Below are 13,947 nucleotides of genomic sequence, written 5' to 3'. Positions count from 1 at the left end.
GGGTTCTACCCTTTGTCTTGCTCCCCTTGTAAGGCAAAATCCAGACCCAGAGTGTGCTCGGGATGATTGCTATCAACATGGGGGGCTGAAACTACTGACATGGATGCAGGCATGCTGACACTTGGCCGTGTTAAGCAGCCCAAGCCCTTCTCCAGCGGATAGTATTTCAGCTCAAAGCCGTGATCTTTGGCCCAGCGCTCACAAATATCTTGTTCTTCCTGCCGGATGGTATCGTCCATCCATATTTCAGCCTGTGGCGAGAGCTTGTCAGCAAGAGCAGGCAAAGCGGGATAGCGGCTATAAAGGCAGGTGGCGCCGGGGGGGCCATCTACCCACAGTAGATCTACGTTTTTGATATCCTGCAGCAGTGATTGGGGATACCAGCGTGAAGGCTTTTCGGCATCCATCGGATTCAGATGCTCGCCTCGCCATGACTCTAAATCACCTATGCGCAGATCCACCCAGTTCTGTAGCTGCTCAGCCTTCAGTGTGGTCAGTGTTTGTGCGCCGTAAAAATCACTGTGCTCAACGGACATCAGTTTTCCGGTACCATTCTGGCGCAACGCATCTGCAATGACCAATGTAGAGGCCCCGCTGCCAAATTCAACTACCACTCTGGGCTTGGCAGTCATAATGTGAGTATGCAGGCGCAACAGCACGTCCGGTGAGGTGGCCCAGCCGCGAAGCGGGGGCAACTGACCCTTGATGGCTAAACGGCGCTGCAGCCAGAAAAGGCTTTCTAGCTGAGCGTAAAGACGATTCTGGACGGTGATAAGATCTCGGGTGAGATTATTGATATTCTCTTTACCTGCTTGAATAAGCTTTTTTTCTAATGCCTCCAGCTCGGTGTCACTGTTTTTTGTCATTCTATTGTTCACTCTGTATCGGGTTTGTATTCAGAAATGTTCTGGTAGCAATATGCCTCAGACTAGCTTACTAAGCTCAAGTTCCTCTAGCATTTGTGAAAATTACAGCCATGATGGGAGGATAGATGATGCTCGAGAACTGTTGCTTTCCCTTGCCTGGTTGAAGAGGGACACTGTTTATTGATGAGTGTTGCAAGAAGCTGGAAGCCGCTAATGGAAGTCATCTGTCGTTGAAAAATGGAGAAATAACTGATCCTAATAGTGCTACATCGACAGGGTCCCGCATGCGGATACGCTGTGAACTCATCCCTGGGGGTTCCGTCACACCCTCACGCAGGGTGTTTGCTTAGTGGAATCCATAGTATTTCCATCAAGGTAATCTCACAATGCTAATTTTTTAAATAATGTTCGCGTTAGTGTGTAACGTGGTTGCTGGCGCTTTAAGGTTGATTTTTCTAAAGCTTTATTCTGTGCTTTTTTCTATCTTTGTTCTGCCCTGGATACGTATGCTAAAGAACAACTCTGAAATCATTGCTTTGCCATATTTCATTGTGTATTGGCAAGGATACAGAAAAAACACCATGCTTGCTTTTTATGGTTTTATTTCTTTCCTTGTCCTTTAGTAATAGCACCCAGTCAGTTATGAACGGGGTTCTTGAAATGTACTCTTCTATGCTAGAGTTCTTCTTAAAGATGCCGATGAATAAAGCAGACTGGTCTAGAGTATATTCTTCATTGCTAAGAAGTTCATTGTTTCTTAAGTTTTCATAATTGAGGTAAATTACCTTCTGTTTTTTCAATTGAAAAGAGTTTTGGCACCATGCTAGGTCATCTGTGAAAGCGACAACTAAGCTAGGGTTGCTATTTATAGATGCTAAGATTTTTTTATAAGGTGTATTTAAAGGAAAGTGGCTGGTGTGAAACTTTCCTGTGTGTTTTTCACAATGTCTTATGACATTTATTTTGTCAGGGTATTTTCTTTCAAATAAATCTATGATGGGTTTGTGATGTTCTTGATAAGTCATGTCATCGAAAACATTAGTGGATAATGTCAATGTTGCAGGTGGGCCGTAAATGTTCAACCAGCTTTCGATGTCAATATCAATAATCGCATCTCCTTGGGACTCTATCACGCGTGATGTGTTTTTAAAATTCCACCAATTGGATAAATAAAATTCCGCATTACCTATTAAAGCAGCACAATTAAATAAACTTGCGTAACGTAACGCTGCGAGACCCCCTGCACTAGTACCAAAGGTAGAAAGTGAAGATGAATTAAGGTTTTTAAAATATTCTATGACTTCGTAGTAAACTTCATTTACCTTGTGTTTTTTTGTGTCAAGGTAAAATGTTGAATCGAAGCTTATGTTGGAGTTGTTGAATTTTCTGTATTTTTCTAATACATAATCACTAATGGATAAAATATTAGCGCCTTTTATTTCCCAGTCATGACCTCTAAATACTGGCAGCGAAAGATTTGGGCTAACTGCGGCGTGAAAAACAACTAAGGTTTTGCTGTTGAATGACTTGTGAGAGTAAAAAAAATCGATGCTTTTATATTTAAAATGAAACTTCCATAAGCCAGATGTGATGATTTTTTCTAAATGATGAATTTCTTCAACTATTTTTACAGGGTATCCATAATTGTTAAATGCATCCATTGTTTTTAACTCGCATTAAAATTAAAATGTTTACATAAGTTTTAAAAAACACGTAAGAATCTATTTGTATCCATCTTGATTTTTAATCTGCCATCTCCATGTGTCCTTCATCATCGTATTAAGATCACGTTCAGCATGCCAATTAAGCTCCTTTCCAGCCTTGGTAGGATCGGCCCAGCACTCAGCAATGTCACCAGGGCGACGTGGTGCTATGGTATAAGGAATAGAAATCCCAGAGGCTTCTTCAAAGGCTCGAACTATTTCTAATACGGAGTATCCCTTTCCAGTACCTAAGTTCCAAATATTCACACCACTACGGCTTTGTAATGCATCAAGTGCTGATAGGTGACCTTCCGCAAGATCAACAACATGGATATAATCACGAATTCCCGTGCCATCTTTGGTTGAATAATTATCGCCAAATATAGTCAATTCCTTCAATTTACCAACGGCTACCTGACTGATATAAGGTAGTAAGTTATTTGGAATACCCCGTGGATCTTCACCAATAAGACCACTTTCATGAGCACCCACTGGATTGAAGTAGCGTAACAACGCAACTGACCATCGAGTATCTGAAGCAGACAAGTCATGTAACATTTGTTCTACCATAAGTTTAGAACGTCCATAAGCGTTTGTTGGTATGCCTGTAGGGAAATCTTCACTGATTGGCATTTGAGATGGCTCACCATATACAGTGGCAGATGAGCTAAATACCAGCTTAAAAACCCCAGCTGTCTTCATCGCTTGGCATAAGCTAACAGTTCCCCCTAAATTGTTTTCATAGTAGTTAAGAGGCATTTTTATACTTTCACTTACAGACTTGAGTCCAGCAAAATGAAGTACGGCCTCAATATCAAACTTATTGAATATATCATTTAATATTTTAGTGTTTCGAATGTCTCCTTTGATAAAATGTAGCGATCGACCACAAATTTTCTCAACTCTATTTAGCGATTCTAGAGAGCTGTTAGATAAGTTATCTAGTACTACAACCGAATAACCTGATTCTAAAAGACAAAGACAAGTGTGTGAACCGATATAGCCAGTGCCACCTGTAACCAACAAAGTTTTATTCATAGTTTCTCATTATAATTTTTTATGAATCATAAATAATTCGATGCGAAATAGTAATGTTAAAGAAAAATACTATGGAGTTTTCTCGTGCTTAATAAATAATAGATCGGAGTGTTTTTCGCATGACATCGAAGGTGAAATCTTTTTCTACACGTGATATAGCATTGGCGCTCATTTTAAAGAATTCCTCATCATTACCTTCAAACCTAAGCATCACTTTTTTGAACTCTTGATAGTTGACTTCTTCATTATCTTTCATTACTTGAGATAACTTATTGTAAGGTTTATCTTCGTAAAGGTTGCTTAGGTATAGATCTTGGAAGTTAAACAGTAGCCCATTTACGCCGTCATCAATTAAATGTGTAATTGCGCCAACGTTAGAGGAAATTACTGGAGTGCCTAATTCATTCGCTTCTAGGAAGGTGTATGGCAGGCCTTCTGTTGCTGTTGTATAGATCAGGGCATCCACTTCTTTGAATAACACTTCTCTCTCGCCTTCGTTAAATGATTTATTTTGCAGATCAATTACTTTTCTACCAGCATACTCATTAGCCTTGTTGACAATAATATCAAGGCCTTTTTGTGCTACTGGACCACAGATCAAAAGCTGATATTCACTAGATGTTTCTTTTACATATCTAGCAAAAGAACGTGCTAGAAAATCAGCACACTTAAGCGGTGCAACTCTTCCAAAGAAAGCAACTTTTTTGGATCTTTTAACTTTTGGTTTGTATTTTTCAGAATTGCTGTCAATAGGTTCAAGTACGGGGGTTACATGATAGTATCGACTACTAAAATCGAATTCAGTATTAGCGTTTATTTTTTCTATTATTCTTGTGTTAATTGTGATGAGACACTGAATATAGATTAAATGCTTAGATATCTCTACTGTAAATGGATGTATGTCTGAATGTACGATAGGGTATATTTTTGTACCATCTCTTTTCAGAGTTTTAAGGAGAGATAAAAGATTTTCTTCCTCGACTGGATAGCTATTTATAAATGCCAAATCAAATTTTTCATAAATAAAAGCTTTCCCATCCTTAAAGTATTCGATTCTTATATTGTCAGAAAGCTGGCGAAGCTCTTTGATTTTTGCTTTGCTAATTTTCTCTGCTGATAGAATTGTAATAGAAAAATCAGCGAGAGATTTAATCAACTGAGAGGAGTATTTTTGAACCCCTCCTACATTGAAGTTTTGGGAAACTAATAGAATTTTTTTCTTTTCTATTCTCGATAGTTGTTTATTATAAAGCCAAGAAGTGGAATCTATCGACAGAAATCTTCGTCTCCAAATTAAATATTTAGCGACCTGGCTCCTAAAGCTAGCTGAAATACATTTAACCAATAGATCTTCTAGAGAGTTTTTAGTGGTTTCTGCTTGATTTTCATTGCTAGGGTCAAAATCATAAAAAAGAGGGTAACCCTCACCTAGTTGCTCAACATAAGATGGTGTGCGTGCTGCTATAAGTGGGATCCCGTGATTAATAGCGTCAATGTTTTTATTCGAACCACTATATATTTGTGCAGAAGATTTCCAAGTATTGACGATAACATCTAGCTGGAGCAAAGAATCTTCTTGATTTCCTTTTTCGTATTTAGATACAACAATCCAGTCCTTCTTTGGCAATTCTATTAGTATATTAATAGAGTATATTACAACTTTTGCATTCAGATAAGGATGATTCTCTCGTAGTTTCTCAACGGTCTCGAACAAAAGATCGGGATAAGTGCCGTCGTAAATTGTTCCTATAACGCCTATTATAAAATCACTATTAAGTTCTCTTTTTAGCCGTGAACGTTTATCCGTATTGAAGATCAGACGCGGCTCTGACGCTTTGTTAGCACTTACTTGATAGCGTAAAAAACTTCTTTTAGGTGTGGATTCACACTCAGCATAGCCTAGGGTGCCATCATCGTCATAATCACTCAAGCTCCCGTTTATTGCAAACTCTTGGGATGCTTCAGTTTGGAAGCCAATTATACTATTTTCCCAGATTGGTTTAACAAAATTATGGCTAAATATTTTTGGTTGGAAAAGTTCCTTTTGGAAAAAATCAACACATCTCTCATTGCTACCAGAACGATAAAATGTAGCATCATAGTCACGAGAAGGAACAAAAACCTTTGGTAAGTGTACTGATTCTAAATGCTTTTTTAACTTTGCTTCTTTACTATATCTTTCCAAGTATTGTTTTTCATTGAAAATTCCATTTTGAAATAAATCATTCACATATATATCATTGTAATAAACATCATTATCTTTTGATAAAACAGCCATCTCATTGATTGCGTTTATAGAGGCACCACTCCATGAATAAGAGATCCACCACTTATCAGCGTACAGATAATATATTTTTTTGTTTTTTTTATGAATGAAATTTGTGTACTTTTCTGCAATGTCCACCCATTTTAGGCTTTGATTTACCCAATTCCATGCTATATCTAGCTTCTCTGCTGGGTAGCCTTCCTTAATTATATTCTTAATTTTTTCTTTAAGACTGACTTTATCACCAGCCTTAAAGGTTAAGCATCTATCCCCTTCCCCGGCTAGGCGATTTAATGCTTTACAATCAGAAAGCAATAATGGTATTTTTTTTGCAAAGCAATCAAACGGTTTTAAGGGCTCAACGCTATGGCAGACTTCATATGGAAGCCTAGGTACAACAAAAAGATTTATTTGACTATAGTAAGGTGATATATCCTGTTTAAACTTTTCATACTGAACAAAACTGTATTTATCTACATCCAAAACATGCTTGTGTGTAATTGAATTCTTTCCGATAAGAAGGACTTTCACGTTTAAACCTTCTGCTATCAGCTCGCTTACTGCGTCAAGAAGAAGATTTATTCCTTCATAGTAGGTGATAGAGCCAAAGTAACCTATTACAAATGGTTCTGAATTCTCTTTTTCATATTTTTTAACTTCAAAAGCGTGACTGTTAGATTCTGTTATCTCATAACCGTTACCTATGATCTCACAGTGTATTTCTTTTTCAGGGATTCTATGTTGGATATAGTCCTTCATCTCTTTGCAGATAAATATAACTTTATCTGCCTTTCTAACAATCTCTAGCTCTCCATTCATTCCTTTATTATAATTTTTGTCATTTTCTATTTTGTATTTATTGTTGATTTCAAGCATTTTTGCGGCATATGTTTCATGCCACAATCCTCGCATTTCGTAAATGAAATCAAAATCCACCGCATCTTTTAGATTAAGAATAGGTTTGGCGTTCTCGTAATTAGAGGCAGCTATAACAATTTTGGGGTTTAGCCACTCAACTACTCTCTTTAGCAAAACTTCATCTTTAGGAATAAAAGAAATGTTTTCTTTATGTTTGAAGCTGCTTGAATGATAAGAGATTAGAGGTAAAGTTACTCCAATCTTGCTAAAGGATTTTTTTAGATGCAAAGAACGACGATGGTATCCTGCCTCTATATTGTTATCTGTCGTATATACGAAATATAGTAGCTTGGACTTTAAGGATTCTTCATATAGCTTCGATATTGACTCACAGAACCCTTTAAAATTGGAGGCATCTAAAATAAATTTAGCACCAATATCTATTGCCTTATGAGATTTAATCTGTATATCGAAAGATGAATTATGGATTACTTTCTTGTCAGTTTCAAATAAAATACTTTCGAGTGTATCATTATCATTAAGTAGTTCATTGTTAAAGCTATCCCCATAGATAACTAAAGATATTCGACTTACTGTGCTGCTTATTTTGGAATATATTTTAATTAAAGCGGTTAATTCTTTTGTGGGAAGTGAGCTTGAGTCCAAAAATATTTTAAGTATTGGAGAGCTTCTGTTTACTCCATTATTGAATTTCTCATGTCGGATTTCCGATGTTGATTTCTTAGTTTCTAGCAAGGGCTCTTTTCCTTGAGTGGAAATAGCAGGTATATTGCCTTTACAACGTAGAGCATCGCTCATCGATTGAGTATGATCCTGCATCAGCACGGACATCGTGGCTTTGGGTGAGGGGGAACTCATCAGTTGTTGGATCGCTTTCGCCAAGTTATCCACGCTTCCAGCCTTAAATGAGGTCACTGATTTATGCTTGGTTGTATATTCCTCCAAGGATGCTACATCCGATACCATTAGTGGCTTGCCATAGGCCAGCGCTTCTGCGGCCTTTAGGGGCGGTACCAGTTCACACACTGGCAGCTTTTTTCGGGGGAGCACCGCCGTATCGATCAGTGCGTAGTAGTCCACCACTTGATCATGGGGAACACGACCAACCTGAATTAACCAAGGTTTATCGGCGAGGCTTTTTTTATTGCCATGTGCTTTTATCATCAGTTGCTCATCACCGACAATCAGCAATTTGAGTTTTTCACCTTTATGCACTAACAGTTCACAGGCTTCAAGCAGAGTATCCAGCCCTTCATAGGTATTGAAACTTCCTATATAACCAATAACCTTTTCGTTATCCTTAATACCCAGCTTTGCTTTTAGAATGGGATCGGCAGGCTTGACTAGCGGATGTTTGCTGAGACCATTTGGCACAATCGAGATTTTATGGAGATCCACCCCTCGCTTCACCAGCTCATCCACCATGGGCTGGTTGAGGGTGAATACCTTGAGTGCCTGCTTGGCCACAAAAGTGTCGCGTTCGGCTTCCGCCATAAATGCAAGAGTATTGGCATAGCCGGGCTCGCGTGCATCGCGAGAAAGCTCCCAAAATCCGCGTACTTCATTGTAAAAAGGCAGGCCAAGTCTTGTTGCTGCAACCCAGGCCGGCAGGCCAACAATATAGTTGGATGCAGCCAACACCGCTTTGGGGCGATATATACGGAACAGTTCAACAAAATGTTGCACGCTTTGCTCAAAGTGCTGCTGCTCATTCGACGGTTGTTTGTCTTGCGGCCAGCGGCCATGAATATAGCGTACACCATCCACCACTACATGGGGCTCGATACTGCCTTTTTCAACCCCCAGCTCCCAGGGACGGCCGGGGCGAACAAAACACAGGGTGTCAAAACCGTGCTCGTTCAGTGCCTTGGCTACCCCCTGGGTACGAATGGCGTAGCCGTTGCTGGCATAGCTCTGGCCATGGCTTACTACATAGGCTATGCGATTTTTGATGGGCAAATGCAGGGGCGCTGCCGGTTGACTGGCAAGTTTTATGGCGTGTTCTATAAGTTGGTCCATGTCCGTCGCTTTTACTGGTTGTTGGCTGCGTTTATATAAATACTCCCGGCTGTGTGGGAGTGACGGTGTTGTTTGTCGTGGTTGCCTTTGGCTTGAATTCCTGCGTTATTCCATGGATTCCCGCCTTCGCGGGAATGACAGCTGTGTTAGCCCAGCAGGCCCACGGCGTCTACCAGGTGCTTGCTTTCGCGTACCTGGTCGGCATGTTCGATAAAGGGTTTGTGTTTAACCAGCACGCATACCACGTCGGCCTGCGTCAGGGCCTGGTGCAGCGGGGCCAGGCTTACGTTATCTGCCTGCAGTTTGGCGGGCAGCGCCTCGATGTTGGGCTCTACAATTTGCACCTTGCAGCCAAGCGTTGCCACCTGTTGGGCAATGCCCAGGGCCGGGCTTTCGCGCAGGTCGTCTATGTCCGGCTTAAAGGCTATCCCTAAGCAGGCCACGGTAATATCGCTGCGGGTTTTGGCGGGGTGGGTGCAGTGAACGGCATCAAGCTGTTTGCGGATTTGCTCCAGCACCCATTGGGGTTTGCCGTCGTTAACCAGGCGGGCGGTGTGGATCAGCTTGGCCTCTTCCGGGCAGCTGTCGACTATAAACCAGGGGTCTACCGCAATGCAGTGGCCACCCACGCCGGCGCCGGGTTGCAGAATGTTTACCCGCGGATGGCGGTTGGCCAAGGCGATCAGCTCCCATACGTTAATGTCGAGCTTGTCGCAAATAACAGAAAGCTCGTTGGCAAAGGCAATGTTTACATCGCGAAAGCTGTTTTCGGTGAGCTTGGCCATTTCGGCGGTGCGGGCATTGGTGATTACGCATTCGCCTTCTACAAAAATCTTGTACAGGGCCTTGGCGGCCTGGCTGCACTTGGGAGTCATGCCGCCGATGACCCGATCATTTTCCACCAGTTCGCGGATCACATGGCCGGGCAGTACGCGCTCGGGGCAGTGGGCAATGCGAATGTCCGAGTCTTCCCCATGGGTCTGCGGAAAGGTGAGATCGGGGCGGGCTTCGGCCAGCCAAGCGGCCATTTGCTCGGTGGCACCTACGGGGCTGGTAGACTCCAGCACCACCAGGTTGCCGGCCTGCAGCACTGGGGCAATAGCCTTGCTGGCGGCTTCAATGTAGCTCAGATCCGCCTTGTGGCTGCTGCCGGTTTCGTCATGGTAGAAGGGGGTGGGTACGGCAATCAAATAGGCGTCGGCCGGCTCGGGTTGGGTGGTGGCGTGCAGGTAGCCTTCGGTTACCGCGGCATGCACCACGATGTCCAGCTCTGGCTCCACAATGTGAATTTCACCCTTGTTGATGGTGTCTACCGCGTGCTGGTTTACATCCACGCCAATCACTTTTTTCTTGCGCGAGGCAAATACGGCGGCAGTGGGCAGGCCTATGTAGCCCAGGCCGATAACGGAGATGGTGTTAAAGCTCATGTGGTTATCCTGAAATTTTTATTTTTAATGAAAGTTGTTTTGGTCCACTGAAGTTGACCCTACGGTGGACCTGTGTGTTTTTTTTGGTCCACTGAAGTTGACCCTACGGTGGACCTGTGTGGTTGTTTTGGTCGACTGAAGTCGACCCTACAACGGACCCTACAACAGACCCTTGGCGTTTAGTTTTTAGAGCAGCGCGTCCATTATGCGCTGGCAGGCTTTGCCATCGCCGTAGGGGTTGTGGGCAAAGCTCATCTTCTGGTAGGCGGCTTTGTCGGTCAGTAGGGTATGCAGCGCCTGGGTGATCGCCTCTACCTGGGTGCCCACCAGTTTTACGGTGCCGGCTTCCACCGCTTCGGGGCGTTCCGTGGTGTCGCGCATCACCAGCACGGGTTTGCCCAGCGAGGGCGCCTCTTCCTGAATGCCGCCCGAGTCGGTAAGGATGATATGGGCGCGGTTCATCAGGTATACAAAGGGCAGGTAGTCCAGCGGCTCTATCAGGTGAATATTGCTCACCTCGGAAAGCAAACGGTTTACCGGCTCGCGCACATTGGGGTTAAGGTGCACCGGGTAAACAATTTGCACGTCCGGGTGTTGCTTGGCGGTGTTGGCCAGGGCCTGGCAAATGCGTTCAAAACCGCCGCCGAAGCTTTCTCTGCGGTGCCCGGTAACCAGGACGATGCGCTTGTTGGCACCCAAAAAGTCGAAGCGGGTGGCCAGCTCAGTGGCCAGGGGCTGGTTGGTATCCAGCTTTCTCACCACATCGAGCAGGGCATCTATCACGGTATTGCCGGTTACAAAAATGGCGGTGTCATCCACCCCTTCGCGCAGCAGGTTTTGCCGGGAGGTTTGGGTGGGAGCAAAGTGCTTGGCGGCAATGGCACCGGTCAGCTTGCGGTTGGCTTCTTCCGGCCAGGGGGAGTAGATGTTGCCGGTGCGTAGGCCTGCTTCTACATGGCCTACCGGAATTTGCTGGTAATAAGCCGCCAGGGTGGTGGCAAAGGTGGTGGCGGTGTCGCCGTGCACCAGCACAATATCGGGCCGGAATTCGCTGAATACCCCCTTCATACCCTGCAGTATGCCGGCGGTAACGTCGGTCAAATCCTGCCCTGGCTTCATCAGGTTAAGGTCGAACTCGGGCTTGAGTTCAAACAGCTCCAGCACCTGGTCCAGCATTTCCCGGTGTTGGGCGGTAACGCACACCTTGGCGTCAAAACGCGGGTCTGCGGCCAGCTGCAGGGCCAGGGGAGCCATTTTGATGGCCTCGGGGCGGGTGCCAAAAACGGTTAAAACTTTCATCTTTATCCTGAGAGTTGGTTGGTTAACGATCCAGAAGCTGATATTCGAGCTGCTGGCAGCGGTTAAAGTAGTGTTCCAGCAACTGCTGGGTCTGGGCCAGCTGTGCCTTTTCATTGGGGGTGGCCGGGGTGGTGTCCTGGCCCGGCATGGCGGCGGGCAAAGGCACGCTCAGGGAGGAGGGGGTGTTTGCCGGCACGGGCATGATGGTGCGCTTTTCCTTTTTTCCCTGGCGCAGGTAGTGCAGCAGCGGGTTGACGCGGGCCTTGGCCACATCGTCGTTATGCTCCAGGTAAAGCCGGGTGCTGAAACGGGAAGAGGGGTTTCTTCCCAGGCGCCAGCCGTAGTCGATAAAATGGCCGGCCGGGCACATTTCAAGCTTTGCCACGTCGGGGTACTGCCGCAGGTACCACTGTTCGTCGAACAGCCCGGATTGTTTGACGAGCTCAATATCATTTTGTCTGGACATGAAAAATCCTTGTTACGCAGGCACGTAACATCGTGCAGTGGGATGAATAATGAACAACTGATGCCTCAACTGGCCTCGGGCCCGCCGGGTGGTCTGGCATGGGGTGCCGGGCCTGAACACCGCCGGCATTAGCCGCCGGTGTGTTGCAGGGGGGGAACGGGATCAGCGTTCAATGTAGTGATGTACTCCGCAAAGGCGGCGCCCAGCTCTGGGTGGCGCAGGGCATATTCCACACTGGCCTGCATATAGCCCAGCTTGCTGCCGCAGTCATGGCTTTTGCCCACAATGCGGTAAGCTTCTACCTGCTCCTGCAGCATCAGCCCGGCAATGGCATCGGTCAGTTGAATTTCGTCGCCGGCCCCGGGCGGTGTTCTGGCCAGCAGCGGCCAAATCGCCTGGCTCAGTACATAGCGGCCCACCACCGCGAGGTTGGAGGGGGCGGCTTCCCGCCTGGGCTTTTCCACCACGCCGGTCATGGGCTTGCTCTGACCCACGGCTACCTCGTGCCCCATGCAGTCGGCAATACCGTACAGGTGCACCTGCTCGGCGGCCACCGGCTCCACCATGATCTGGCTGTTTCCCTTTTCCTTGAAGCGGGCCAGCATCTGGGCCAGGTTGTCTTTGCTCAGGTCGCTCGCGGCGTCGTCAATCAATACGTCGGGCAGCATCACCACGCACGGGCTGTCGCCCACCAGCGGGCGGGCACAGAGTATGGCGTGGCCCAGGCCTTTGGCCACGCCCTGGCGCACATGCATAATGGTCACGTCCGGTGGGCAAATGGCTTGCACTTCCGCCAGCAGCTGGCGCTTCACCCGCTTTTCCAGGGTGGCCTCCAGCTCGAAGCTGGTATCAAAGTGGTTCTCAATGGAGTTTTTGCTGGCGTGGGTGACCAGCACTATTTCCTTGATGCCGGCGGCCACCGCCTCGTTCACCACATACTGGATCAGCGGTTTATCGACGATGGGCAGCATCTCTTTGGGAATGGCCTTGGTCGCGGGCAACATGCGGGTGCCCAGCCCGGCGACGGGAATAATGGCTTTCATGTTTTTATTCCGAGGGTTGTTGTTATTTAACCGGGGTGGCGAATCAGAGCTGGTTCAGCATGTTCCGCAGTTGCTCGCGCCAATGAACCTGGCTCACTCCCAGTGTCTGGCACAGGGAGCGGCTGTCCAGCACACTGTAGGCGGGGCGCCGGGCCGGGGTGGGGTAGTCAATGGTACGAATGGGGTTGACCGGAATGGCCGTTTGCAACAGCCCCTGTTCCCGGCCGAGGGCCTGGATGGCCACCGCAAAGTCGTACCAGCTGGCCACGCCCGCGTCGCTCCAGTGATAAATACCGGCCGGTTGCTTCCGGGCGGCCAGCCAGCAGACGTTGGCCAGGCCGGCGGCCCAGGTGGGGGCGCCGGTTTGATCGCTTACCACCCCCAGTTGCGGCTTGTCCGCCATCAGTCGCAGCATGGTTTTTACAAAGTTGTTGCCATGGCGGCTGTATACCCAGGCGGTGCGGATAATGGTGGCGGAGGGCAACAGCGCGGTAACCGCCTGCTCGCCGGCCAGCTTGCTGTGGCCATATACGCTCACCGGGCTGGTTTCGGCATCGGGGGCATAGGGGGTGTTGGCGCTGCCGTCGAACACAAAGTCGGTAGACACATGCACCAAATGTATGCCCAGCGCCCGGCAGGCTTCGGCCAGGTGTTTGGGGCCGTCGGCATTTACCGCAAAGGCCTGTTCCCGGTCGTTCTCTGCTTTGTCAACGGCGGTGTAGGCGGCGGCGTTGATAACCGCGTCCGGCTGCAGTTGGGCCAGTTGGGTGTGCACCGCTTCCCGGTTGCTGATGTCCAGCTCCTGGCTGGAGAGGAAAGTGGCCGTTACGCCGGCGGGAATCGACTGGGCCAGTTCATGGGCCAACTGGCCGTTTTTGCCTGTTACAACGATATGCATGTTGCGGTCTCTATGCTCTGCTTGGGGGCGGGCCTGACGGTTA

Annotated in this window: 9 protein-coding genes; all 9 read right to left on the bottom strand. The window is 46.7% G+C overall.

The window, feature by feature from the left end; all coding sequences use genetic code 11:
• Positions 1-5 precede the first annotated feature (5 nt).
• The 9 genes from C7H85_RS04280 to rfbD all read right to left on the bottom strand — a co-directional run bounded on the left by C7H85_RS04280 (position 6) and on the right by rfbD (position 13,904).
• A complete protein-coding gene (locus C7H85_RS04280) occupies positions 6-866 on the bottom strand; it encodes a class I SAM-dependent methyltransferase (protein WP_106728435.1) in 861 nt (286 codons plus the stop codon).
• 509 nt (positions 867-1,375) lie between these two features.
• Positions 1,376-2,527: a hypothetical protein gene (locus C7H85_RS19465; protein WP_146140410.1), complete on the bottom strand. Its 1,152-nt coding sequence runs from the start codon at positions 2,525-2,527 to the stop codon at positions 1,376-1,378.
• Positions 2,528-2,587: 60 nt separating this feature from the next.
• Positions 2,588-3,607, bottom strand: coding sequence for a UDP-glucose 4-epimerase GalE (gene galE, locus C7H85_RS04275; protein WP_210433553.1), 1,020 nt, complete (start codon positions 3,605-3,607; stop codon positions 2,588-2,590).
• 88 nt (positions 3,608-3,695) lie between these two features.
• Positions 3,696-8,771: a glycosyltransferase gene (locus C7H85_RS04270; RefSeq protein ID WP_106728434.1), complete on the bottom strand. Its 5,076-nt coding sequence runs from the start codon at positions 8,769-8,771 to the stop codon at positions 3,696-3,698.
• 146 nt (positions 8,772-8,917) lie between these two features.
• Positions 8,918-10,198 (bottom strand): UDP-N-acetyl-D-mannosamine dehydrogenase, encoded by a 1,281-nt coding sequence (wecC, locus tag C7H85_RS04265; protein ID WP_106728433.1) that lies wholly within the window; start codon positions 10,196-10,198, stop codon positions 8,918-8,920.
• Between the two features lie 186 nt (positions 10,199-10,384).
• The gene (gene wecB / locus C7H85_RS04260) at positions 10,385-11,497 is read right to left on the bottom strand and encodes a non-hydrolyzing UDP-N-acetylglucosamine 2-epimerase (RefSeq protein ID WP_106728432.1); all 1,113 of its coding nucleotides are present in this window, start codon (positions 11,495-11,497) and stop codon (positions 10,385-10,387) included.
• A gap of 22 nt (positions 11,498-11,519) precedes the next feature.
• Positions 11,520-11,963 (bottom strand): hypothetical protein, encoded by a 444-nt coding sequence (locus tag C7H85_RS04255; protein ID WP_106728431.1) that lies wholly within the window; start codon positions 11,961-11,963, stop codon positions 11,520-11,522.
• 128 nt (positions 11,964-12,091) lie between these two features.
• Positions 12,092-13,006: a UTP--glucose-1-phosphate uridylyltransferase GalU gene (gene galU, locus C7H85_RS04250; RefSeq protein ID WP_106728430.1), complete on the bottom strand. Its 915-nt coding sequence runs from the start codon at positions 13,004-13,006 to the stop codon at positions 12,092-12,094.
• A 43-nt stretch (positions 13,007-13,049) separates the two neighbouring features.
• Complete coding sequence (gene rfbD / locus C7H85_RS04245) at positions 13,050-13,904, bottom strand: dTDP-4-dehydrorhamnose reductase (RefSeq protein WP_106728429.1); 855 nt, start codon at positions 13,902-13,904, stop codon at positions 13,050-13,052.
• Positions 13,905-13,947: the final 43 nt, after the last annotated feature.

The sequence above is a fragment of the Zobellella endophytica genome (genome assembly GCF_003012775.1).
In the GTDB taxonomy this organism is placed as follows: Bacteria; Pseudomonadota; Gammaproteobacteria; order Enterobacterales; family Aeromonadaceae; genus Oceanimonas; species Oceanimonas endophytica.
The sequence above is the reverse complement of the archived record's forward strand: the minus strand, read 5'-3'. Positions and strand labels throughout refer to the sequence as shown.